This is a genomic window from Sphingobacterium zeae, from assembly GCF_030818895.1.
In the GTDB taxonomy this organism is placed as follows: domain Bacteria; phylum Bacteroidota; class Bacteroidia; order Sphingobacteriales; family Sphingobacteriaceae; genus Sphingobacterium; species Sphingobacterium zeae.
Map to the genome: position 1 here is coordinate 5,360,857 of NZ_JAUTBA010000001.1, position 26,005 is coordinate 5,386,861.

Sequence of the window (26,005 nt, forward strand, 5' to 3'; positions counted from 1 at the left end):
AGCAGTGGAAGCGATTATCCCGCTTTCACTGCCCCCGAAGAAACGGTAAATATCCCATAATCGTCAATAAGCATCCGCTCCTTGTGCACTCCATTGTAAGCCATAATCCGATCCAATTCTTTCTGGGACCGTCGGCGCATGACCCAGTCTTTCTTCTGATGACTGTTCAGCACATAAGCGATCATTTTCAATTGTGGATGCCATGGCTGTCCGGTATAGACCAGATGGCTATTTTCCTCACAAATGGAAGTCGCGCCATGTACAGCCCTGCTCGCCATTTCATTGTTGCCAAACAACTCGAAAATACCGGAGATCACCACAATATTAGGGACAAAATCCAGTTTTGCGTAAGTCTCCGGATCAAAACAGTCATAATTACTGAAACGTATTCCTTCTAGCCCTTTCTTCTTGATGATTTTCTCCCCCACTGCGATATTTGACAACATAAACTCATTGATCACGATCTCCACTTCTGGGTATCTTTCTTTGATATCAAACAAATAATTTCCGGTACCGCCAGCAATATCCAGAATTTTTACAGGTCGGCCTGTAGACTTGACCTGCTCAATATTCTCTTCTAATAGACGTAATAGATGCTGTTTGCGTATACGGATTCCTTTCCATCCAATCGCCTCCAAGTATCCTTTATCGATAATTTTACCTAGTCCCAACCTACCCTTTGGCTCGTTGCGATAGACGTAATCCAACGAAATTCCCGAATCAAAACCAAACTGAAGCCCTAAGTTCATCCCATGACTCAACGATCCGATCTTCCCTAAAGTCCATTTCTGGAAAGCATAGTTTAGCTTCTCAGCCGCTGGCATAACTTTATGGTACAATTTCTCATATTCCTTTACCGAAAACTCGTCAGGCTCAAGCCCCTGTTCAGGCTTTTGCCTTGCGTAGGCTTTCGTTATAAAATCTTTTAAATAGGTATAAACTTTCTGTCTGTTGGATTCAAACAGGATACCATGATAAAAATTGCGCAGGGTAATAAATGTTTTCAGCTTCGAAGCGATGGACACGAAGAATTGCTTTTGCACTGAGTTTTTGACCACATAGTCCTTTTCAGCAGATAGCACAATCACAGGAATATCGATTGCGGCTGCATCGTCTACGATACGCTCACCGGCTTTCAACAGGTCAACCAATAAAGCGCCGTTAATGGATTTTGAGATTAAGGGATCAGAATCATAAGCCTGTTGTTGCTCAATGTCATGAGTCAGTACTTTCGCCTTTACATAGCTTTGGATAACGAGATCCTTTTTCAGCTTGGTTCCAAGTGCAATCATCTGGTTGGCTAATGGTACATACAGTTTAATCTCAAAGGCAGGGGCTAATAAAGCCATACCTGAGATTGGAGGGGCAAAATCATGTACCCAAGCACTTGCAATAACCCCGGCAATACTGTTGGCGATGACAAAGACGTCCTCGGTGTCAACTGCATATTCGGCACGCATATAGGCGACAAAACAATCCAGATCGCGCACATTATCCATGAATACTGACGATACGGGCACTTTAGTATGGCCATGGCCCCGCAAATCATATGCAAAGATGGAATAATCGGCAAACTGTGGATCGCTAGCCATCTCCTGCAGGCGTTCTGAATGTTCATGCCCGCGGTGCAATACAACCAAAGCTTTTTGCCCCTCTTGATAATTCCACACACGATATAGCAGTTCACCCTGATCGAAACTCTTAAAATAACCTGATTTCATCTTTTTATAATTTATCCCATCTATACAATGGCGTATGTAAGTATATAATTTCCGTATCTATTTAACTGTTGCAACTAAAAACAAAGATCAAGCCACCAATTTTTTGATCAGGATCGAACAGCGACTATAATTTTCATCAACAGGATCGCATGACCTCGCAGTACCATATGCCTATTGATCGACTTCACGTGATCTATAGCATTATTTAAGTCTAAAGATAAAAACTCACGCGTCATCAGAATAGCAAAAATCATACTTCTACTATATCCCATGGTACAATGAATGACCATATTCTCATGCTCATCCAAGTTCCGGTAAGCAGATAGCATAGCGTCTATGATCTCATGGGCATAATCCACATCGACCTCCGCAATATCCAGTAAAGGAAGAGAATAATATTTTCGCATGGCACCTAAGAGCCTTACCTCCTCCAGTTCCGCTGCGAGGTCAAAAACAACCAGATCGCGACTTAGTCCCAAGGCAACAAGCTCCGAATCACTTAATCTTGGTCCCACATAACAGCGCGGAAGTAACTCCATCAGCAGCGGATGATTTCTCTTTCTAAAAAAACGCCACATCATCCAGTAAGCAAATTGGTAAGGAGCATAAAATACTTTCTTTATCAGCGGTATTCGACCCTGATGATCCTTTAAAAACCCCGTATTATTGCGCAGGTAACTGTAACCTACCGCAAAGCAGACAAAAGCTATCCAAGCAAGAACAATCAAGGGAAAAACATATGCCTCGCAGAGGAGTGAGAGTAAGGTGAATATCCAGCCGATGAGGTAATAAGTATTCGCTATAGTCATCCTTTGTGCAGATTGTGCAGTGGCATTCGGGAAGAGGAGAAAAGTCAACTGAATCAGTATAAAAGCTGTCAATAGGTCGATCACGTGGTGCTGATATACCGTCAATGTTCCTAAGCCCATCATCAGTATCCAGAAGCCCAAGATTATTTTCTTCCATCCGTTGAACCTCCAGCGCAGCACCGACCAAAAAAGACAGGCATAAGCGACATGAAGGGAGGGCGTCTGATTGAAAGGCGAATCATATTCCGTTAAGAAGGAAAAGAAAATGGTGAACAAAGGATTTTCAACCTGCGGTCGGTCAAAAGAAAACCGCAGCGGAACAAGAAGAAAACATAGGGCCGCAATCAGGGTGATAAACGTAAATCGCTTTGCATAGCACAGAAGTTCCTTCTTTTCCCCACAGTAAAAAGGCACTATACAAAAAAACAGTCCACTGCTCATATAAGGCAAGATCATCCATGGAATGAACGGAATATGCTGTTCAAAGTCGAATATAAAGGAAGGTACCGCAGCTAAATTGGATGCGTAGGCAGCTGTAAAGGGATAGGTAAGTTGAAAAAGTAGCAGGCAATAGATGGCAACGAGGAGCTGCCTCCCTATTTTATTTAATCGTTTTTCATCCATTTGGCTTTCCTAAACATGATTTTACTTAATAATACATGGGGGATAAGGCCTAAAAATCCCATCAGCCATTTCATACGCTTCGGAAAAATCACGATTTCTTTCTTTTGCTGTATCGCTTTTAAGATGCGCTGCGTGGCATTATCTACACTGATCAAAAAGGGCTTTTTGGAGAGATCCTGCTGGTTAAGCTGACGGAGCTTGGCTGTATCCACATACCCTGGTGCGATGACTGTCACTGCAATCCCAAGCGGAAGCAATGCCCTCCGATAAGCATCCGCCACTTGAATTGCGGCTCGTTTTGTTTTGCTGTACAAACTGGAATTCGGAAAATCTAAAGTTCCCGAGACGGATGCTATTGTTGCAATTTGTCCCTTTGATTGTCTACACATGACTTCGCGGGCGACTTCAAAACAATTCAGGGTACCCAACATATTGACTCGGAGCATAGCACTTGCCTCCTCATAGCTGATGCGCTGTGCTACATCATCAGCATAGCTTCCCGTACAATTGATAAAAAGATCCAATGTTTCATGGTGACAGAAAGAATCAACGGCAGCAGCCAAAGCATCCCGATCACATACATCCACTTTAAACTTGACCAGCGCATCATATGCTGGCTGATTAGTCAGCCTTGAAAGGTCCCGGCCACATACGGCAACTTCCGCCTCTTGCTGGAGGTAGCTTTTTGCCAATGCTAGACCTATTCCACTTGTTCCTCCCGCGATAAATACCTTCATATTAAAAGAATGATCAAATCATATACAATTTCAATCTCTTCCGAACCTCTCCCGAATTCCACGTATTCCAATCCATCGTGTCTCAGCGCAGCTGCAGTTTCATCGTCTTGCTATATCCATAATTCCACTGAGCTTCCATAGCAGCCGCAAATTCATCCAGACTGGTCGGCAGTGACAATGTTATTTCAAATCTACGCCAATCTATACCTTTTCTGCAATAGTTTCCTACCAGTTGTTGCGCAGCATCCCTTGTATCAATCCATCGGATATCCCGAAATTGCTGATCAATATCTCGCAGGCGTTGATTTCCACTGAAGCCTAATACAGCTCTGACCAATCCTTCTTCCTGCAATTTGTATAGCTGCTTCCGTTCACCGATCACTTCTGTGGCCAAAGACTGCGCTAGCTCCACAGGCACCAGATCAATGGCTCCGCCGGCATAATATTCCCCATTCCGCTCTATTGGCTCAATATAAAACATATCGGACATCGAAATACGAACAGCCTCTAACAATGTTACCGATGAATTGATCACTGTCGTTGGAGCAACAGCACTTTGTGCATAATTTTCACCTTGAAGTTGAATACCATCCAGATTTACGTTCGACAGGGCAGTTGCATTCCCCATCAGGACTTTCTGATAGAGCTTACGTTCGCCACGTCTCTCCCCAACTTCCGAACGGTCAAAAAGCATTCTCGAACCAATAATAATTGAGGGTATTTCCTGTGAAAACGGGCGGTTCAAAGTCGGTAATAAAGGGGAAAGATCATGTTCCATCTTGACCAGATAACGATCAAAGACATCTTCCAAATAAGGAGCAGATCGTTTATCCCATTGCTTTTTTAACACATATAAACCAAGTTTGCCCAGATGGCGCTGCTCTGTAAGCCGATGTCCACAGAAGAAGCGGTAAAACTCTTCGGACTGTAGATAGGATTTCCGTTCTGCATCCCTTGCAAAAGCCTGAATAATCGCAGCAGCCAATGATCCACCGCAGGTAGCTATCAGTAAGTCCGGCTTTAATCCTAGTTCGTCCAACGCCGCATACATTCCCAGGTACAAGCCAAAACGAGTACCACCACCTGAAAATAAAACTGCCCGTTGATAATTCATTTTGCGATATATTAGATGTATGTGTATCCTTTTACAAAGTCAAGACCTAATTCCAATTTTTTAGTCACCATTACAAATTCGTCATTTCTATCAAACAAATTAAACCATAGAAAACAGGCGCATTAAAAAGCAGGCTATCTATCCGATCCAACAGTCCACCATGTCCGGGGATTAATGCCCCCGTATCTTTGACTCCAGTCCTACGTTTCAAAAAGGAGAAAAGCACATCACCGCAAAAACCTAAAACACCGAAGAGTAAACCCAACAAAGAAAAGCCAATAAAATCTCCAAATGGAAACAACAAATAGCCCAAGATATTACTCAAAATTATCGTCAGTCCGATACCACCGAGACATCCGGCAACCGTTTTATTTGGGCTGATGCGCGGAACGATCTTTCGTTTACCAAAGAATTTGCCCATGAGGTATTGGAATACATCATTCAGTTCCGTTAAAACGATGATAAAGGCCACCAGCCGCAATCCCATCCATTCATTCTGATGAATTTCTACTGCCCGGATAAAAGCCAGGTGGCTGAATGCAAGTAAGCAAGCAGCCGCTCCAATTGTCATTCCGATAGCAGCACCCATCGCTGTTTTCTGTCCCAACCGGAAAAACAGCCCGATCCCGATGCACAATAGTGTCGCCCACAATAGGTAGCCACTGTATGAACAGTACAATAACAGGATCAGCTGCAATAGGCCTGTCACAACCGCAAAGACCAATACAAGATTAAAATGTGGCACAAACATCTTCATAAATTCGCGCATGCCCTGAAATGTCAGCCAGGAAACAAACAGCAAAGATGTTGTTTGGGAAACGAAAGCTATCGCCAATACAAGCACGATATAGCCCCAGCTTCTTACGCGGACAGGTACATCAGCAAACTTGTCCTTCGGATTGGATAACTCACTCATGGACTACCAATGCCTTTCTCAATCGCGTTATCGAACTCAAGACCAATAACAAACACAGCACAGCAAAAATATAGACCGAAATAGTCGTTATTGAGATCTGCAACAAGTTCAAAATACCATATAACCCCAACATCAGTGCGCGGTCACTTTTCCCCATGGGCCCATCATAACGACGGTCGTTGGCGACCACTTTTCCAATTAGACCACAGAATTCATTGATCACGCTCAGTATAATAAAGCATACAACCAGGTATAAACTCTCGGGATGAAATTTCAGCAAGGGAAAAAAGATCAAGACATCGGAGACAATATCGCCCACCTCGTTCAGAACTTCTCCTGTTTTACTCGTTTGGTTAAAAAGACGGGCCATCATACCGTCCAGTGCATTCAACGCCATACGCAACAATAATCCGACTGGCAACGCCAGAAAGAAAACCGGGAAACGGTCGGCATACCAAAACAGCAGCGCTATAAGTATAGACAGCGCGATCGACCCAATCGTAATTTGATTTGCAGTCACCTTTTTTCGATGCAAAAAGTTCAAAATCGGCATCAACAACTGCTGAAATTTTGGTTTTAATTTATAAACAGAAATCATATTGTACGAGCTATAGCTATCTTTTTTATTTTTTTTAAAAAAAAATTTGTATAGTGTAATAAATACACTATATTTGTGTCATCATAATTTAGGTTTATAATTGGTTATTTAAGGTTTTCATTCTCCCCGTTTGAAAACCTTTTTTTTGTCCTTAAATTATGGATTACCATCGTCCGCCTGCACCACCGCCGCCAGAAGATCCACCACCAAAGCTACCACCACCACCGCTACTACTAGATCCGCCGCCAGAACTGCTCGATGTAGATCGCACCTTGACAGGAATTGAATGCTCCCCATGAGACACACGATGTCCACAATTCTTACAGAGGTCAAAACGTTCTTCTAGCCCTTGTGAACTATACGTTGCGGCTCGGATCGTTTTAGTACGCCCTGTTTCAAAGGTTCTATAATGGCATGCAGGGCAATCGACAAAGCCAGCATTTTCATCCCATGGAACCAGCTTGATTTCATTGCTTGTCTGGTTTATCCAGATCTCGTAAGATCGACTGCCAATTTTCTTTTCCAAAAGCTGGCCAGGATCCAGATATGCGCTTTCTCTGGTAGATGCATCATCCTTATTCATCCGTAACCAATTTCCTGAATTATCAGGCGGGGCCAGCCGCAGTTCATTTCTCCGAATCCGTTTATTTAATCCAATAAGATCAAATAAGGCCAATGGACTAAGCAATAATGGTACAAGTCCCCACACACGAAATTTACGTAAGGCCCGCTGAATATTCTCCTCATCGCGATAGGAGTTAACAATCTGTGTGCGACTAGCATTATATTTCATCGCCAAAGTAATGCTGCCAAATACAAATATAAAATAGGGTAAATTTTTCCACTGATAAACCACCTCAAAATTTTTTAAGGCAAAGGCACAGATAAACACACTGATAAACATGAGTATTCCCATACAGCCACATCCGCTCACCAAAGGTGGAAAATATTTACTTTTTTTGGTCAGCTGCCCCTTTATCGCTCTGGTCACCTCACCCAGCCAGATATAACATATTGCAAACAAGCTCAATACCAAAAAAGAGTTGCGCAGAATAGGACTTTTAAAGCTCCAAACTGGTATCGCTTCTGGCATTAAGCGCTCCAGTTCAGCCTTGCTGTCTGCAGACGTCAGTATTGTTTTTATAAAACCCGAAGCTTCTAAAACACCGCGGTCATAATCTTCATTTCGAAAGTTGGGTACGAGATACTTTTCTCCTATACGTTTAAGATAAGCATCTGGCAAGATGCTCTCCATACCATATCCAGTAATAAAGCGGTATTCATGCCGCTCTTTTGCAATAAATAACAAAAGCCCATTGTTACTTTCCTTCTTACCGATACCCCAGGTATTGAATAATTTTAACGCAAATTCGAAATCACTGTCGCCAACATAATCATTCACAACAACGATGGCAAATTCACTTTTTGTGGTAGCCTCGATCTCCTTAGACAAACCATCTAACTCAGACACCGCGCCCGAAGATAGAATCCCATCGGGATTGGACACAAAATAATCCTGCCCCTTTATTTTTGGATTGGGCAAATTGTCTACCGTATAAGCAGTAGATTGTGCAAAGGATGTTAGTCCCGTTAGGAAAGTTCCCAACAACACCAAAAAAAAGACGGAAAATCGATGTAACTTCAGCATAATTTTAGCACAGCAAAATTCGGTTCATTTTTACGATTTTAAGAAAAAAAGTCAATGGCCAAGCCAATGTAAAACCAAGACACCGATCAATCCAACAACAGACACGAGCGTTTCCATCACAGTCCATGAGCGAAACGTATCCTTCATGCTCACGCCAAAATAAGATTTAAACATCCAAAACCCCGGATCATTGACGTGGGAGAACATGAGACTACCCGCTCCCGTCGCTAGCACCATTAATTCAGGAGTAACATTTCCTGCCTGTACAATGGGAAGCATAATACCCGCAGCCGTTAGCCCAGCAACACTTGCTGAACCGATAACCAGACGAATGACACCGGCTATTAACCATGCAAGCACAAGAGGCGACAAGCTAAGGTCGGCAGTTATGTCAGCGATGTAGTTCGCTACACCACTATCTACCAAAATTTGCTTGAAGGCGCCTGATGCTGCAATGATAAAAAGGATCATCATGATGCCGCGGATTGCTTCTTCCACACTTGCTGACTGCTCCCGCAAACTTTTACCTTGACGAATACCCATCGTATACATTGCCACTAAAGCTGCAATCATTAAAGCAACAACCGGGTCGCCCAAAAAACGTAGTGCCGCCAGCCAAAAGGAGTCTTTTGGGAATAGTAGATGTGCAAATGAACCAAAAGCTATTAAAACTATTGGAAAAAGACCCGTAAATATACTAATTGCAAATCCGGGAAGCTCTTTTCGATCTGCCTTATCATGCTCAGGAAAAAACTCGGTCGGTGGGTTGGTCGGAATATGCTTAAGCATCCTGCCAAAGAGTGGCCCACCGATAATGATGGCAGGAATTGCCACAACAATGCCATAAGCCATTGTTAAACCTATATCCGCATTGTAAGTAACCGCTATGGCTGTAGCTCCAGGATGGGGTGGCAAATAACCGTGCGTCACAGAAAGCGCTGCGAGCAGCGGAATAGCAACATAAAGTAAGGGCATTTTATTAGAAGCACATACCATGAAAACAAACGGAACCAAGACGATAAAGCCGACATTGTAAAATAAGGGAATTCCTACTAAAAAGCCCGTGAGAACCATTGCCCACGGTAAGTTCTTTCGCCCAAATACAGCCGTTAGTACCGTTGTAATCTTTTCTGCAGCACCACCCTCCGCCATCAATTTCCCGAGTAAAGACCCGAAAGCCAACAAAAGTGCCAACTGTCCCATGGTACTGCTCACTCCGGTTTCAACAGACTTAAGGATATCGACGGCACTCATATTCATAGCAAAACCGACCGCAACAGAAGTTATCAGTAATGAAAAGATCGTGTTTAACCTAACGACAGTAACTAAGAGGAGTAATAAAGCTACTCCCAAAATAACGATGATTAGCGGCATAATAATTTATATCTAGTTAAAACTCGCCTTCCAATATATGGTAGAGGCGTTCAAATTTCTGGAAGTTTTTCATATACACAGCGTGATTCTCCGCACTCGGTTTATAATAGTGCTCGGTATCTTGCTCTGCTTCCGCTTGTGTGTTTTTTATAGTAGACTCACCTCCCTGTATACCTAATGCTTCCAAGCCGATTAATGCTGCTCCCCATGCAGAGCTTTCTACCGTATTTTTGGTGAATACAGGTTTATTGAAAATATCTGCAAGCATCTGCACCAACAATGATGAACGTGCTAGGCCGCCGCTTGCGAAGATCGTCTGAATTGAACCGGTGTTCTCCTCTAAAGCAATTCCTACACTGTAAATTGCAAACAACATCCCTTCCATCATGGCACGGGCAAAGTGCGCTCTGCCATGATGCAACTGTATTCCAAAATAAACACCCTTTGCATTGGCATTCCAATGTGGTGCGCGTTCACCAGTGAGATAGGGTAAGAATATCAAACCCTCCCCCCCGGGAACGACGGATTCGATCAAAGCATCTAACGACGCGGAAGGATCTTCATCTGCTTCCATTTGAATAAATTCGCGTAAAAAGTTGTCTCGAAACCAGTTGCGTAATACACCGCCATTGTTGACCGCGCCACCAATTATATATTCATTTGGTCTCAGTAGGTATGTAAATAGCCTTTGCTTTTTCTCTTGATTTGCCTGCGAACTTGCTACGCGAATAGCTCCACTCGTACCAATAGTTACCGAAGCCACCCCAGGACGTATAGCTCCCACACCGAGATTAGCCAGACAACCATCGCTACCACCTATCACAAAAGGGGTATCTTCAGGGATGTGCATCAAGGCCGCAATTTCTAGGTTAGGCACAGTTAACATATAATCGACCGGAACTAGAGATGCTAATTGCTCTTTCGATATACCGGCCAACATTAACGCCTGATCAGACCATATTAATTCACGTATGTCGAAAAGTCCTGTTGCAGATGCAATGGAATGATCGACCACATAAACGCCAAAGAGCCGGTAAAAAAGAAATTCTTTGATACCAATAAACTTATACGACTGAGCAAATAATTTTTGATCGTTGGACTTCATCCACATCAATTTGCAAAGCAAAGACATGGGATGTATTGGCGTTCCTGTCCGCTGATAAAGCAGTCTGCCCACCTCACTCGTCGCTAGGGCAACCGCGATATCCTCACTTCTGCGATCTGCCCATATTATGCAGTTGCTAAGTGGCTGTCCCAGCGAGTCAACAGCGATCAGTCCGTGCATAGCACTGCTCACCGAAATACATACAGGTTTCGGTATAGCAGCGCTAGATTGCTTTAGGCTAATCATGACATCCCTAATAGAATCAATACATGCGCCATAAACGATCTCTGGATCTTGCTCATACCAGCCTTCCGACGGATTTAATATGGGATAAGGTATGCTATGCTGCGACAAGATGTTACCCGCATAGTCAAATGCAACAGCTTTCGCAGATGATGTACCAATGTCTAATCCAATAATCATAAATAAAATTGATGTTTAGGAGAGTTCAATATACGGATTATCCGTTGGTTTACAACAAAAGACTCAAAACCAGCCAGGTAATTTGGAGAGAGAAAAGCACCTCCTAACGATCTGCTGATAATTCTCTTTCATAGTATCAACAAAAATGGTAAATTTCAGCTTAGAAAAACGATATTAAATGATGAGTATAAATAAAAAGAATAACTACGATTTTGGAATAGTTGGACTCGGCGTAATGGGACGTAATTTATTGCTGAACATCGCAGACAACGGTTTCGCGGTAGCAGGATTAGACCTCGATTCACAAAAAGCGAAGTCATTGGAATCTGAAGCAAGTGAAGGACATCGCATCAAAGTGACGACCCAAGTCGAAGAGTTTATAGGAGCTTTGCAACAACCCAGAGCAATTATGCTGTTGGTGCCGGCCGGAAAGCCGGTCGATATGGCGATTGCCAGTCTTGTTCCGCTTTTGGATAAAGGAGATATCATCATCGACGGCGGAAACACGTACTTCGCGGATACGGACAGACGATTTAATGAACTTTCCGTTATGGGTATACATTTCTTCGGAATGGGTATATCTGGAGGAGAAAGTGGCGCTCGTCGTGGTCCAAGCTTGATGCCCGGGGGCGACAGAAAGGCTTACGAAAGACTTAGGCCAATATTCGAGGCGGTTGCGGCCAAGGTAGCCGACGAACCCTGTGTGGAATTTTTAGGCAACGGGTCGGCCGGAAATTATGTAAAGATGGTACATAACGGTATAGAATATGGTATCATGCAGTTAATTGCAGAGACCTATGACCTGATGAAAAGATTATATGGTTTTGACGCCCAAACCATACAGCAGACTTTCGAAGAATGGAATAAGGGCTACTTAAACTCGTTCTTGCTTGAAATTACCGCTCAGATTCTGAAGAAAAAAGAGGGTGACCAGTATTTGGTGGACCTGATCTCAGATTGGGCAAGATCGAAGGGAACGGGTAAATGGACTTCGCAAAATGCGATGGATCTACAGGTGCCAGTGCCGGTGATCGATGCAGCGGTCAATATGCGCGATATGTCCAAATACAAACCCGAACGTGTGGAGGCGGCAAAATTACTTAAATGGGATGGACAGCCTGTTGATCTGCCCGCCGAAACGCTTATTGCCCGCTTAAAAAATGCATTGTACTTTGTGATCATCACGACCTATGCGCAAGGTTTGGCACAGCTTACCGTTGCATCGGAAAACTATAATTATGAACTAGATTTACAGGTGGTAACCAAAATTTGGCGCGGCGGCTGTATCATTCGCGCGGCTTTGCTCGAAGATTTTAGAAAAGCCTATGCGACCAATCCAAGCTTGCGTAACATCCTACTCGATAGTAACATTGCACAGAAGCTACTGAACACGCAGGCCAGCGTTCGCGAGGTATTGAAGGATGCTATCGCAAACGGGATACCGGTATCCGGATACGTAAACGCACTCGCTTATTTTGACGCCTACAGATCGGAAAAATTACCGACAAATATTATACAGGCACAACGAGACTATTTTGGTGCACATACCTATGAACGTATTGATCGGGAAGGTATCTTTCACACACTTTGGGATTAAGAAAAAAAGCCTGAAGATTCGATTAATCTTAATTTAAAACGCAAAAAAGCGGCTCTTATATAAAAAAGCCGCTTTTTATAACTGAGCCCCCTACCGGGTGTTATACAAAGATTATTTAGATGCTAACGTTCAATATCCTTTAAGCTGCTCATCTTCTTGTATTCCAAGAAGCCTTTAATATCTTCAAAATGCTCCCGTACGCGCTTGTTTCCAAATTCAAAAACTTTCTCCGCTAAGCCATCCAAAAAGTCACGATCGTGGGAAACAAGGATCAATGTACCATCGAAATCTTTTAAAGCATCTTTGATAATGTCCTTGGTCTTCATATCCAAATGGTTCGTCGGCTCATCGAGAATCAATACATTGACCGGTTCCAACAACAATTTTATCATGGCCAACCGCGTTCTTTCTCCTCCAGATAGCACCTTCACTTTTTTGGTCGTATCGTCGCCACTAAACATAAAAGCGCCCAAAAGATCTTTCATTTTAACACGCACTTCACCCACAGCAATTTGATCAATGGTATCAAAAACAGTCATTTCACCATCAAGTAAGGATGCCTGATTCTGTGCGAAATAGCCAATTTTTGCATTGTGCCCAACTTTTAACGTACCTTCGAAATCGATTTCCCCCATAATAGCTTTGATCATGGTCGATTTACCTTCACCGTTCTTTCCGACAAAAGCGACCTTTTCACCACGTTCGATGACCATATTTGCTTTTTGAAAGACGACATGATCGCCATAAGCTTTCGTCAGATCTTCCACAATAACCGGATATTGGCCTGAGCGTGGAGATGGCGGAAATTTAAGACGCAACGCCGAGGTATCCACCTCATCGATCTCAATAATCTCCAATTTTTCCAGCATTTTCACACGCGACTGTACTTGCAAAGTCTTTGAATACGTACCTCTAAAACGGTCTATAAACTCCTGGTTGTCTGCAATAAAACGTTGCTGTTCTTCATACGCTTTTAGCTGATGCTGACGACGCTCCTGACGTAATTCCAGATAATGACTGTACTTGGCACGATAGTCATAAATCCGTCCCATCGTCACCTCAATGGTCCGATTCGTAATATTATCAACAAATGCTCTATCGTGCGAGATCACAATAACGGCTTTCGCCGAATTTACCAAGAAATCCTCAAGCCATTGAATACTCTCAATATCCATGTGATTCGTAGGCTCATCCAATAAGATCAAATCTGGCTTTTTTAGTAATATCTTAGCCAACTCGATGCGCATACGCCAGCCACCAGAAAATTCAGATGTTTGTCTAGTAAAATCCGTGCGCTCAAAACCAAGACCCTTCAATACCTTCTCGACCTCCGCGTCATAGTTGACTTCCTCAATCGAATAGAACTTTTCACTTAATTCGGAAACACGTTCGATCAATTGCATATAATCATCAGATTCATAATCCGTACGAATATTCAACTGCTCATTCAGGTTTTCCAACTCATCACGCATACCATAAACTTCTTCGAACGCCTTTGATGTTTCCTCAAAAACAGTCACGTTATCCTCTGTTAGCAAATGTTGTGGTAAATAGGCTATAATGGCATCTTTCGGACCAGCAACATTACCTGTCGTAGGTTTACCCACTCCAGCAATAATTTTCAACAAGGTGGACTTACCAGCACCATTTTTGCCCATCAATGCGATCTTGTCATTCTCATTGATGGAGAAAGATACATCTGAAAAAAGAGTTGTTCCCCCAAAGGAAACAGAAATATTATTTACGTCAATCACTGTATATACACTTAATTTTGGCACAAAGATAAGCGAATCAATCTTATAAATAGACAATGGTGCATTTTTGTGTATCTTTGCGCCATGCGTTTTGATATTATTACGGTCTTACCAGACCTGCTGGAAAGTCCATTTGCACACTCCATTTTGCAACGAGCAAAAAACAAAGGTTTGGCTGAAATACATGTTCACAACTTAAGAGACTATTCAACCAATAAACACAAAAGTGTCGATGATTATCCCTACGGCGGCGGATCCGGTATGGTTCTCCAAATCGAGCCTTTTGCAAAGTGTATTGAGCAATTGCAATCCGAGCGGGTGTACGATGAGATCATCTATATGACTCCAGACGGTGAAACATTCAATCAGGATATTGCGAACGGACTATCTACAAAAGGAAATATGATGATCCTTTGTGGACATTATAAGGGCATTGATCAACGTATCCGTGATATTTATGTAACAAAAGAGATTTCAGTCGGTGACTATGTGCTATCTGGCGGAGAACTTCCAGCCGCAATTGTTACAGACGCTATTATCAGATTGATTCCTGGCGTATTATCAGATGAAACTTCCGCTCTTTCCGATTCATTTCAGGATGGATTGCTCGACGCACCAATCTATACACGCCCTGCAGAGTGGAAAGGCCATAAAGTACCAGCTATTCTACTTAGTGGTCACGAAGCAAAAATTGCAGCCTGGAAGGATGAACAACAGTTAAAAAGGACACAAGAAAGACGTCCTGATTTATTAAATGATTAAGAAATAAGGGGAATTTTTGTTTTTTTGTCACAAAAAGTTTGCTTATTTATTTTTTTTTATAAATTTGTGTAATAATGACACGAAGATATACAAATACAAATTGGTGGTGGCCTGGAGCAATAAGCATCGGGAATCAATTGGTATTGTTATAATATTTCATAATCAACCAAAACCATTTATGGAAATTCCAACCCCGATGCTAACCAGTATCGGGGTTTTTTTATGCATAAATTTACAACAAGAAGATAAGACACAAAAAATGAAGTATACATTCAAAACAAAAAGCAGAAAGTTGCTTGCGGATACAACTACGCCAGTGAGCATCTATCTTCGTCTAAGAGATATCTTTCCAAACTCATTGCTATTGGAAAGCTCCGACTATCATAGCCGCGACAATAACATTAGCTACATCTGTTGCCAGCCAATTGCCGGGATCCAGCTCGATGAAAAAGAGCTAACGCTTACCTATCCCAACAGCGAGCGTACCGTAAAAAATGCGAAGGAAATCGAATTACGTCAGGAAGTATCCGATTTTAGAAATTCCTTCGAAGACCATACAATCGCCGAACTTAACCTCATTTCCAATGGCTTATTTGGATATTTCACCTTCGATTGTATCGAACACTTTGAAGATATCAAACTGACCACTTCGCCAGATCCGGCGCGGAAAATACCATTTATGCAATATCATATCTACAAATATGTCATTGCTATTGACCACTTCCGAAACCAACTCTACATCTTTGAACACCTGCTGGATGACGAAGAATCAGAACTCGAAAGAATGCAGTTTCTAATTCAGAACAAAAACTTTCCTGAATATTCCTTTAAACTTGCCGGCGAAGAAAGCTCCAATCGTACCGATGAAGAGCACCGTCAGTTGGTCAAGAAAATGAAAGAACATATCCAACGTGGCGATGTTTTTCAGATTGTTCCATCCAGAGGGTTTAAAACACCGTTCTCTGGTGATGAATTCAATGTCTATCGTGCATTGCGATCCATCAATCCCTCACCTTACCTTTTCTATTTCGATTACGGTGATTTTAAACTTTTCGGATCCTCGCCAGAAGCGCAATTACGCATTCACGGAAAACAGGCAACCATCTTCCCCATTGCAGGAACATTCAAACGTACGGGCAACATGGAGGAAGATCAGAAAATTGCCTCTAGACTCAAAGAAGATCCAAAGGAAACTTCTGAACACGTTATGCTTGTCGATCTTGCCCGCAATGACTTAAGTAGACATTGTACACAAGTTAAAGTTGAGTCCTACATGGAACCGCAATATTACTCCCATATTATCCATCTGGTCTCCAAAGTAACGGGCAGATTGAAAGATAACATCAATCCGTTTGACATTGTAGGCGATACATATCCCGCCGGCACATTGTCGGGGGCACCAAAACATATGGCGCTGACCTTAATCGATCGCTATGAAGGATTGCAACGTTCTTTTTATTCCGGTGCAATTGGATTTATGGGTTTTAACGGAGACTTTAATCACGCGATTATGATTCGTTCCTTCCTAAGCAAACAAAACACCTTACATTACCAAGCAGGCGGTGGTATTGTTCTCGATTCAGATCCTGAAATGGAACTTCAAGAAGTAAATAACAAAATCGCTGCATTGCGAAAAGCACTACAACTAGCAGAAACATTATGATCAGACCATTGGAATACTGCGTCGATAAGCATCATATCCGCACGTCAATAGATACCATTGATAACCGCATTGTGGAGCTATTGGCCCTGCGAAAATCCTATATTGACAAAGGCAAATCGCTAGACGATGAGCAAGCAGAAGAACAGCCACCAATTCGGAATTTAAACAATCATTATGGGGTACTAGCAAAAAAATTTAATTTGCCTACTGAATTTATTCAATCCATATTCCAAGAAATTGAACACTACATTCATCAAGATTTTATAGCAAAAGGTTATGAGCAACAATAAAATAGTCGTTATAGATAACTACGATTCATTCACTTACAACTTAGTCCATTTATTACAGGAGTTAGATCAAGAGTATGTTGTATGGAGAAATGATAAGTTTAAACTGGAAGATATTGATGCTTTCGATAAGATACTTCTTTCCCCCGGTCCAGGTATTCCGGAAGAAGCAGGGCTACTGCTTGATGTCATCCGCACCTATGCCCCGCACAAAAGTATATTGGGTATTTGCTTAGGCCAACAGGCTATTGCGGAGGTATTTGGAGGCACACTGTTCAATATGGAGAAACCCTTACATGGCGTGGCAACAAATATCACCGTTACTGATGAATCGGAAAAGCTATTCCAAGACTTCCCAAAAGATTCGAAAATTGGACGCTACCACTCTTGGGCCGTAAGTAAAAATACATTACCGACATGCCTTAAGGTAACAGCAGTTGATGAGAATGGCATTATTATGGCCTTAACCCATACTGAATACGATGTTAGGGGGATGCAATTCCATCCAGAATCTGTACTGACTACAAATGGTAAGAAATTAATTCAAAATTGGTTGGGAATCTAAAACCTAAAAAAATGACTATACTTGATAAAATCATTGAACGAAAAAAAGTAGAAGTAGAAAAAGCAAAAGCACTAGTTCCGTTGGAACAGCTATTAAACTACCCCTATTTCAGTGTAGCTTGTCTTTCACTGAGAGAATCTATTCTTGATCCTGAAAAAACAGGAATCATCGCCGAGTATAAAAGAGCATCACCATCAAAAGGAGACATCAACAATACTGCTGCGGTTGAAGATGTTGTTAAGGCATACGAGGAGGCAGGTGCTTCAGCAGTGTCTGTCCTTACTGACGGAGAGTTTTTCAAAGGAAATTTAGCGGATCTATCGAAAGCCCGTGAAGCAATCAGTATCCCTATCTTAAGAAAAGAATTTATCGTGGATAAATATCAAATCACTGAAGCTAAGGCCTATGGTGCAGACGTCATTCTTTTAATCGCTGCATGCCTGAAAAAGGAAGAAGTACAGGAATTCGCAGCATATGCTAAACAAATTGGTTTAAATGTCTTGCTAGAAGTACACAATGAACAGGAACTATTAGACAATCTGTTTGAGGAAATTGATGCAATTGGCGTCAATAACCGAAACCTGAAAGACTTTTCAGTGGATCTTCAACATTCTTATGATCTTTTAAACCAGATTCCAACAGAATATATCAAGGTATCGGAGAGCGGCATATCGGATCCCTCAACCATAAAAAACCTTAAAAAGGCTGGTTTTCAAGGCTTTTTAATTGGTGAAAATTTCATGAAAACCACGGATCCAGGACAAGCGATTAAAGATTTTGTAAAAGAAATTTAGAATTATTTAAAACAAATCTAAATAAGACTATCTTTGCGTCAGAATAAGCTGATCACTGATATTTTGGAAAAGAAGTTTTTTATTATAGATAAAGCAGGTTTTGAGCAAATATATCTTCAATACTGGGAAGGTATGTTTGCCTTTTGCCTGAGCAGTATCAAGGATGAAGAACACTCCAAGGAAATTGTACAGGATGTTTTCAAATCGCTATGGGAACGGCGTGATGAGCTTCGTCTCATCGAGGTTGAACGGTATCTGATCAGATCGGTAAAGCTCAAAACATTTGAATACATTCGCAATAAAGTATCCCGCCAGCAACACCTGGACAACATTTCAAATACGCGGGGAGAACATTATATAGATAATTCACTGATTGCCGACGAACTTGCTAAGAAAATATCAATGCTAATCGATAGTCTGCCCAAACAATGTAAAAATGTTTTTCGCATGAGCAGAGAACAGGGGCTCACCAACAAGGAAATTGCGCATAAACTCTACATTTCAGAAAGAGCGGTAGAATATCATATTTCACGAGCATTAAAAACATTAAAAACAGAACTAACGGAATATATATCCTAAATTTAGCTATAAAAAAGAAATCCTGTACTTTTGTCAGGAAGTATATCATATGAAAATAGACCATAAACTCATCGAGAAATATCATTTAGGTCAATGCTCTCCCGCAGAAAAAACTCTTGTGGAAGAATGGTTGTTGGATGATACCCTCGAGTCGGAGCCCTTGTCTATTTCCACCACAAAAAAAGCAAAATTAGAAACGGATATCTGGGCTGAGCTGAGCAGTCATATTGGTCAGTCCGAGGTCACGCAAACAGTTCCCTCTAAAACATATCATTTTAAATATATTGGAATAGCAGCCAGTATGGTATTTTTACTCTGTTTAGGTTTTTATCAACTCAGTAAGGATGCCGAAAATACTGCCGCCATCTTTGATAACAGAACGAGTGCTGGACTGAAGTATATTAACCAGAATAGTTTTAATATCATATTGGGTAAAAATGCATGGGCTGAGATCAATACGGATACCGGTGAATTCAAAACCTCAGGCAATATGATGTTCATTCCCAAAAAAGATTTTGCCTTTAGCTTTTCTGGCACAGAAAACAAGAGAAAATTCAGACATGGCGAAACCTATTTTGTATTGCAACCGAAAAAAAATGGCAAGCAGGTAATAATTTCCAAATCGGAACTTACTTTTTTAGCCCCTACCATCCAACACGAACTGAAAGTCCAATTTAATATCATCTAAATAAGAAGAACTTCAATTAGTCCATACACTCATGCTATCCTACCGCTTAACACTATTCTTATCCTTGTTTTTACTCCACTTAGTAATAAGCTGTAGAACGGAAGATGGGGGCAAAAATATCGACGGGAAGTTTAGTCTCTATACGATGAATAAAGATCTCAGAAATACGATCATCACCTCAAATACAATCGATAGTGGAAATCTAACCATTTCAAAAAATGGCATCGACATTCCAACACAACAATTCGATCGAAGCATCATCGTTAAGGACAGGCATTTTTATTTTTTAAGAGCGGGAAAGTTCAGAAAATATTCACTAGGATCAAATGGTTTAAAGGAAATTGCACAATTGGCTATGCAAGATCAGCATATTGAAAATATAAACTGGCTTGATCGAGACACATTGCTCCTATTTACTTCAGACAACAAGACAAACCGTCAGTTATGGGTCTATAAAATTACGGTCAACGATTTCAAAATCAACCAACAGCAACAGATAAAACTGTCCACGGCAGCAGCCGATTTTAATGTTCTTTCCATCGGCTTTAGCACAATACATCAACAGCAGTTGCTGGTTGGTTATACCTTTAATAAAGTAATAAACGAAACTGATTTTACCACAATAGACACACTCTATGTCGCTACATTGGATAAAACCACTTTCAAATTAGAAAATATACAAAAAGATACACGATCTACTTACCCCGGAGGATTAAATACTGTTCAATCTTACAGCTTTCATGACGAGAATGGCAATTTTTATTTTATGTCCTGCCCCGGTATAGCACTCGGCAACAGGCCTTCAAAACCTACCGCAATTTTTAGAATAGACAGTAATTCCACGCACATAAACCCTACGTATTTTTTTAATTTAACAGCGAACACGCGCAATCATGCGTATGGCATGTGGTATTTGGGCAACAGTCAGGCTATCATCCGTAGTGAACGTAGAGATCGCTACACCGACTTTAGTGATCACCATTCCACCTATCAATTCGAGTACTATGTGGTCGATCTTATCAGCCGAACTACCAAAAAATTAAATCTTCCCCTTGACAAGGGGACACGCAAAGAATCCGTTCTCGTTGAAAATGGGAAAGCCTATATCGCGATAGATGATGGTAAGGATCAGCATCAAGTTTGGGTCTATGATATCAAATCAAAAAGCATTCAGGTTGGTCTTACCCTAGATCAGGCGACCGATTTTATTGTTAGAATAGACCGATTACATTAATTTACCATTGATAATCAATATATTAAAAAATAATCATTTTTATTTACTTTTTTGACCTTCGGTAGATTTAGAGTTACGCAACTTATCTATGTGTAATTAATCTAAATAAAGTAATGTCAAAATATAAAATAGTATGGTTATTGTTTTTACTAATCATATCCTTTCCTTCACACGCCCAACAATTAACCGAAATCAAAGGTAGTGTTATCAATACATCAAACGAACCTATTCATGGGGCAACCATTGTCCTATCTGGCACAAAGAAAGGAGCCAAAGCAGACAAAAATGGTTTTTTCAAAATAAGCGGAATTTCTTTCGGTAATCATCAGGTTACGATTTCCGCGGTCGGATATCAGACCATCAATCGGCCAATTACCTGTACGAAAGGTGTTATTGATCTATTTGAAATACAGATGATCCCGGATCAAAAAATCATGGCGGAGGTTGAAGTGATAGGTCGATCCACTGCAGGTGAAGTAACACGACAACCTTACAACGTCTCCGCAATAGATGCAAAAAAGCTTTACAATACGACTTTAGATATCGGTCAGGCACTAAATAGAGTCTCGGGCGTACGTTTGAGAGAATCTGGCGGTGTAGGATCAAATATGTCTTTTAGTATCAATGGATTTTCCGGTAATCAGGTCAAGTTATTTTTGGATGGTATTCCAATGGACAATTTTGGTTCTTCATTTCAACTGAATAATATCCCGATCAATTTTGCCGAACGTGTGGAAGTGTACAAAGGTGTTGTTCCGGTATGGCTAGGTGGCGATGCCCTAGGTGGTGCTGTGAATATTGTCACCAAAAATGACCCTGGAAAATACCTTGATGCTTCTTATTCTTATGGATCCTTTAATACACATAAAACTGCGGTAAACGCAGGATACATCTCCAATAACGGATTAACAATGACCTTGTCAGCCTTCCAAAATTATTCGGACAACAATTACTGGGTGAATGTGCGGACGGCTGATTTTGAAACCGGAAAATATACCAAAGGAAGAAGAAGGCGTTTTCATGATACCTACCGAAATGAAACCATGGTTTATAATATCGGAGTCTCCAACAAGAACTATGCAGATCAGCTTCTTTTTGGAATAACACTGGGAGCAAACAAAAAAGAAATCCAGACCGGAAACCACATGGACGATGTTTATGGTGGCAGGGAAGCCCTGGGAAATATCATCCAACCCAGTGTAAAATACATCAAAAAAGATCTATTTGTAAAGGGGCTAGATGTCAACATATTTGGTCGATACAACCTCGGTAAAGAACGCAGTCTGGATACAGTGAACAGAAGATTCACCTGGTCCGGAGAGAGTGAACCCAAAGATAAAAATAACCCTAATGCTCCAGGCGGAGAAAACGAACTACGCGATTATCGTTTCAACAATAACAATGGCAACTTCATTGCCAATCTCTCCTATGCGATCAATGAAAAACACCACTTTATGGTCAATCACCTATTCACAACGTTTGACCGCAAAGGAAAAGATAAATATTACCCAGATCTCGAAATTAACAAGTCGCCACGGAAAACCACAAAAAATATAACTGCATTAGGTTATCGTACCAGCATAGCCGATCAATGGGATTTAAATGTATTTGTAAAAAATTACAATCAAAAAGGTAAATACTTTGAAGAAGTCAAGAAAAATGAAAGCTACAAAAATGTAGAAACGACGGTCAATAAATTAGGCTATGGATTTGCGGCTTCCTACTTTGTGAATACAACCCTACAATTGAAAGCGTCCTATGAGAAAGCATCCAGATTACCTGAAAACAACGAATTATTTGGCGATGCGCAGGATCTCAGCGCAAATCCAACGCTTAAACCAGAAAATAGCCATAACATCAATATCGGCCTCTCCTACACAAAAAAATGGAATGAGGATAACCATATCATTATAGATGCTAACTATACCTATAGAAATGCAACTGATTTTATAAGACTCTACATCAGCCCACTAAACTCAAACAATAAGAGAGAAAGTAAATACCTCAATTTAAGGAGTGTACTCAATAATGGGGTCGATCTGAATGTAAAATATTTCTATAAAAATCGGTTTTCTATCGGTGGCAATCTAACCTACCAAAATATACTCAATAATACGAAGTTTGAGCCCGGTCAAGTTGTAGAGAGCAGCGTCTACAAGGATCGTATGCCTAATATACCGTATTTATATGGGAATGTGGATGCCGCCTATTATTTGCACCACTTCGGAGGTAAACACAATACATTGACGATCGGTTACAACCTCCAATATATCCATGCTTTCTTTTTGGATTTTCCAAGTTTAGGCACACCAGCACAGCGTTTCATTATCCCCAAACAACTATCCCATGATGTCAACATTGTCTATGCAATGGCTTCGGGGAAATACAATGTTGCGCTGGAATGTAATAACCTAACCGACGCAACACGATACGACAATTTCGAAATGCAGAAACCGAGTCGGTCTTTCAATGTCAAATTCAGATACTTTATACGTCAAAAATAACACACAATTTATTAAATAACTCAAAATGAAAAAGTCAAATTACTTCAGATTGCTTACAGTAGCCTGTAGCGTATTAGCTATTACCGCATGCTCCAAGGACAAACCTGTCGAAGGCGGAGAAGATCCGGGAAACTCGAAAAAAAAGGAAAAATTTGTCTTTATCGTAACTGGCCAAGGGAGTTCCGAGTCAGGTTCATCAGGTACGTACATTGTTACTACGGATGATGTTAGCCAAGGTAATTTAAGTATTGTAGGTAACGGCATGCCTGCAACAGAGTTCTCTTTTATCAATCAAAACAATCATGTTTTTGGCCTAACATACGGTGGACAAGGTCCTATCACTCCTTATACTATCGATGCCAAAGGCGATCTGCAAAGACTTAAAGATGACCAAGTAAACGCCGAAACCGCAGGTATCTTTGGCACTTATGGTGATAAAAATGTGATTTTAGGGACAACTAACAGAAGTATGGCAAATCCTGTCGCCACACTACGAAATTATGATGCGCAAAATTTCTCCATCGCCAACAAAAATACGGTCGATCTTTCCAAAGTGTTAGGAGGTAACCGTATGGCGATCTGGACAGGTGTATTTCAAGTAGGTAATAAGGTGTATATTCCTTTCCAATCTGGAGATGGTTCAGATAACTGGGGTGGAGATTTTACGACGACAGATACAACCTATATCGGTATCTTCTCTTATCCTGAACTTAAATTTGAAAAAACAATCCGTGATGGAAGAGGATCCCATATCGGAAACTGGTTTGCGCAGCAAGGTTTAGCAGTAGACGATCAAGGTGATGCATATGTTTGGTTCTCGGCAAATGAAGCGTCACTGCCCACAAAAAACAAATCTGGATTCCTGAGAATCAAAAAGGGAACAGATGAATTTGATAAAAACTATTATTTCGATATCGAATCTCTTGGAAAGGGCAAAATAGCAAGGGGTAGTTATCTTAAAGACAATAAATTTTTAATGACGATCTATAATAAAGGCGAACAAGCTGAAGGTATCGGCGGGGGTCTTGTCAAATTATATATCGTTGATATACAAACAAAAAAAATGACCGAACTCGTAGATATTCCTGCACATGAACAACAGGGATATAAAGATGTTGTGTATGTTGACAAAGGTGGCGCTCAGGCTTACTATACCTGTCAGGATAAAGACGACAAACAATATTATACCTACATCATCGATATCAACAACGCTACAGCAAAAAGAGGATTGAAGTTTACTGGTATATCCCAAGTATCATCAATGAGCAAAATCAGCTATTAATCATCATCAATAATCCGATCTGCCAAACAACATGTGCAGATCGGATGATAAAAAACCGTTTCGCATTATGCTCAGTAAAATTAATGCCTGGCTACACCTTTGGTTAGGAATCGCTGCGGGTATTCCAGTTATCATTTTAGGAATTACAGGCTGCGTACTTGTGTTTGAACATGACATCAAAGAATTGACTACAAACTATATACAGGTCGCAGCGCAAAAATCAGAAGAACAGCTTCCTCCATCTGCAATCTATAAATCTGTTAAAGCGACTCTTCCTGACTATGAAATTGCGAGTTCCTGGTATTATGGACTTGATAAATCAATTAAAGTAAGCCTAGATCACTCTGACAGTCTGGTCTATGTAAACCCTTATACAGCCGAAATTCTGGCAATAGTCAACCATGAGGATTTTTTCCATTTCATGGATGAGGGGCATCGTCATCTTTGGATGCCCGAAAAAATAGGCAGGCAAGTCGTTGGCTGGAGCACTTTAATCTTTTTCATACTACTGCTCACCGGCCTAGCATTATGGTGGCCAAAGAAATGGAACCGTAGATCCAGAGAACAGAGCTTAACCATCAAATGGAAAGCAAAATTCAAACGTATCAATTATGACCTCCACAACGTATTAGGTTTCTATGCACTAACAATCGCATTTGTCATGTGCTTTACAGGGCTCATTATGAGTTTTCCTTGGATTCGAAGTTCTGTAGTCTGGATGACGGGAGGCTATCCCAATAAACCAAAAACGGAAAAAAATAATAAAACTGAGCTTCCGGATCAGCCGCTAAATGACGCGCTAGATGTCGCAGATCAAATTTGGTATAAGGTACGCCATGAGTATGCAAAGTATAACAAAGAGGCCGTTATTGTGCATTATCCTGAACATGACGAGAAAACAGTATCGGCATGTACCGATATGGAAGGCGGCACCTGGCGAGATCTCAATTTCGATCGAAATACACTTGAACTTACAGGCCGGAAACAAGGACCCATTGATGAGGCCAATGCCGCAGAATGGTTGATGCGATCCAACTATGCGCTTCACACCGGTTTTATCGGTGGAATGACAACCAAAATCATCTACTTTGTTGCCTCACTTGTATGCGCAACTTTACCTATCACAGGATTTTACATCTGGTGGGGAAAGAAAAGAAAAGCAACAAAAAAAACGAAACACACTCCATTAGCAACACCCTAAATTTTAGCAATACTGTAACTATACCA

The 26,005-nt window shown here is 41.2% G+C and carries 22 protein-coding genes; 12 read left to right on the forward strand and 10 right to left on the reverse strand.

The annotated features are described in order from the left end of the window. Window positions 1–14: 14 nt before the first annotated feature. From QE382_RS22605 to QE382_RS22645, 9 genes are all read right to left on the reverse strand, one after another. On the reverse strand, window positions 15–1,721 hold the full coding sequence (locus QE382_RS22605) for a bifunctional alpha/beta hydrolase/class I SAM-dependent methyltransferase (RefSeq protein ID WP_307187857.1): 1,707 nt from the start codon (window positions 1,719–1,721) through the stop codon (window positions 15–17). Window positions 1,722–1,828: 107 nt separating this feature from the next. Beyond that, entirely contained in the window at window positions 1,829–3,154 is a 1,326-nt protein-coding gene (locus tag QE382_RS22610; RefSeq protein ID WP_307187858.1) for a phosphatase PAP2 family protein, read from the reverse strand. Next, window positions 3,136–3,891 (reverse strand): SDR family NAD(P)-dependent oxidoreductase, encoded by a 756-nt coding sequence (locus tag QE382_RS22615; RefSeq protein ID WP_307187859.1) that lies wholly within the window; start codon window positions 3,889–3,891, stop codon window positions 3,136–3,138. The genes QE382_RS22610 and QE382_RS22615 overlap by 19 nt, the downstream gene beginning before the upstream one ends. A gap of 82 nt (window positions 3,892–3,973) precedes the next feature. Further along, window positions 3,974–5,005: a patatin-like phospholipase family protein gene (locus QE382_RS22620; RefSeq protein ID WP_307187860.1), complete on the reverse strand. Its 1,032-nt coding sequence runs from the start codon at window positions 5,003–5,005 to the stop codon at window positions 3,974–3,976. Window positions 5,006–5,075: 70 nt separating this feature from the next. Next, window positions 5,076–5,921, reverse strand: a complete 846-nt coding sequence (locus QE382_RS22625) for a phosphatidate cytidylyltransferase (protein WP_307187861.1) — start codon at window positions 5,919–5,921, stop codon at window positions 5,076–5,078. Beyond that, the gene (locus QE382_RS22630) at window positions 5,914–6,519 is read right to left on the reverse strand and encodes a CDP-alcohol phosphatidyltransferase family protein (RefSeq protein WP_307187862.1); all 606 of its coding nucleotides are present in this window, start codon (window positions 6,517–6,519) and stop codon (window positions 5,914–5,916) included. Before QE382_RS22630 ends, QE382_RS22625 begins: the two co-directional genes overlap by 8 nt. 163 nt (window positions 6,520–6,682) lie before the next feature. Then, a complete protein-coding gene (locus QE382_RS22635; protein WP_307187863.1) occupies window positions 6,683–8,167 on the reverse strand; it encodes a TPM domain-containing protein in 1,485 nt (494 codons plus the stop codon). A gap of 51 nt (window positions 8,168–8,218) precedes the next feature. Continuing rightward, window positions 8,219–9,541: a gluconate:H+ symporter gene (locus tag QE382_RS22640; protein WP_307187864.1), complete on the reverse strand. Its 1,323-nt coding sequence runs from the start codon at window positions 9,539–9,541 to the stop codon at window positions 8,219–8,221. A 16-nt stretch (window positions 9,542–9,557) separates the two neighbouring features. Then, the gene (locus QE382_RS22645; protein ID WP_307187865.1) at window positions 9,558–11,069 is read right to left on the reverse strand and encodes a gluconokinase; all 1,512 of its coding nucleotides are present in this window, start codon (window positions 11,067–11,069) and stop codon (window positions 9,558–9,560) included. Window positions 11,070–11,247: 178 nt separating this feature from the next. Here QE382_RS22645 and gnd point away from each other — a divergent pair, with 178 nt between their 5' ends. After that, window positions 11,248–12,666 (forward strand): NADP-dependent phosphogluconate dehydrogenase, encoded by a 1,419-nt coding sequence (gene gnd / locus QE382_RS22650; protein ID WP_307187866.1) that lies wholly within the window; start codon window positions 11,248–11,250, stop codon window positions 12,664–12,666. Between the two features lie 122 nt (window positions 12,667–12,788). On the opposite strand, the gene QE382_RS22655 is transcribed toward gnd, so the two are convergent. Beyond that, on the reverse strand, window positions 12,789–14,420 hold the full coding sequence (locus QE382_RS22655) for an ABC-F family ATP-binding cassette domain-containing protein (RefSeq protein WP_307187867.1): 1,632 nt from the start codon (window positions 14,418–14,420) through the stop codon (window positions 12,789–12,791). A gap of 84 nt (window positions 14,421–14,504) precedes the next feature. Here QE382_RS22655 and trmD point away from each other — a divergent pair, with 84 nt between their 5' ends. The 11 genes from trmD (at window position 14,505) to QE382_RS22710 (ending at window position 25,979) form a co-directional block, all read left to right on the forward strand. Beyond that, a complete protein-coding gene (gene trmD, locus QE382_RS22660; protein WP_293953064.1) occupies window positions 14,505–15,182 on the forward strand; it encodes a tRNA (guanosine(37)-N1)-methyltransferase TrmD in 678 nt (225 codons plus the stop codon). Between the two features lie 259 nt (window positions 15,183–15,441). Beyond that, the gene (locus tag QE382_RS22665) at window positions 15,442–16,845 is read left to right on the forward strand and encodes an anthranilate synthase component I family protein (RefSeq protein ID WP_293953066.1); all 1,404 of its coding nucleotides are present in this window, start codon (window positions 15,442–15,444) and stop codon (window positions 16,843–16,845) included. Beyond that, a complete protein-coding gene (locus QE382_RS22670; RefSeq protein ID WP_293882078.1) occupies window positions 16,842–17,135 on the forward strand; it encodes a chorismate mutase family protein in 294 nt (97 codons plus the stop codon). The genes QE382_RS22665 and QE382_RS22670 overlap by 4 nt, the downstream gene beginning before the upstream one ends. Beyond that, window positions 17,122–17,697: an anthranilate synthase component II gene (locus QE382_RS22675; protein ID WP_307187868.1), complete on the forward strand. Its 576-nt coding sequence runs from the start codon at window positions 17,122–17,124 to the stop codon at window positions 17,695–17,697. Before QE382_RS22670 ends, QE382_RS22675 begins: the two co-directional genes overlap by 14 nt. An 11-nt stretch (window positions 17,698–17,708) precedes the next feature. Further along, window positions 17,709–18,491, forward strand: a complete 783-nt coding sequence (gene trpC, locus QE382_RS22680; protein WP_307187869.1) for an indole-3-glycerol phosphate synthase TrpC — start codon at window positions 17,709–17,711, stop codon at window positions 18,489–18,491. Window positions 18,492–18,524: 33 nt separating this feature from the next. Further along, entirely contained in the window at window positions 18,525–19,070 is a 546-nt protein-coding gene (locus QE382_RS22685) for an RNA polymerase sigma-70 factor (RefSeq protein WP_307187870.1), read from the forward strand. Between the two features lie 49 nt (window positions 19,071–19,119). Further along, complete coding sequence (locus QE382_RS22690) at window positions 19,120–19,758, forward strand: hypothetical protein (RefSeq protein ID WP_307187871.1); 639 nt, start codon at window positions 19,120–19,122, stop codon at window positions 19,756–19,758. A gap of 145 nt (window positions 19,759–19,903) precedes the next feature. Beyond that, on the forward strand, window positions 19,904–20,992 hold the full coding sequence (locus tag QE382_RS22695) for a DUF4374 domain-containing protein (protein WP_307187872.1): 1,089 nt from the start codon (window positions 19,904–19,906) through the stop codon (window positions 20,990–20,992). Between the two features lie 113 nt (window positions 20,993–21,105). Beyond that, window positions 21,106–23,496 (forward strand): TonB-dependent receptor, encoded by a 2,391-nt coding sequence (locus tag QE382_RS22700; RefSeq protein WP_307187873.1) that lies wholly within the window; start codon window positions 21,106–21,108, stop codon window positions 23,494–23,496. A 25-nt stretch (window positions 23,497–23,521) separates the two neighbouring features. Beyond that, the gene (locus tag QE382_RS22705) at window positions 23,522–24,778 is read left to right on the forward strand and encodes a DUF4374 domain-containing protein (RefSeq protein WP_307187874.1); all 1,257 of its coding nucleotides are present in this window, start codon (window positions 23,522–23,524) and stop codon (window positions 24,776–24,778) included. 67 nt (window positions 24,779–24,845) lie between these two features. Next, window positions 24,846–25,979 (forward strand): PepSY-associated TM helix domain-containing protein, encoded by a 1,134-nt coding sequence (locus QE382_RS22710; RefSeq protein WP_307187875.1) that lies wholly within the window; start codon window positions 24,846–24,848, stop codon window positions 25,977–25,979. The last annotated feature ends 26 nt before the right edge of the window (window positions 25,980–26,005 follow it).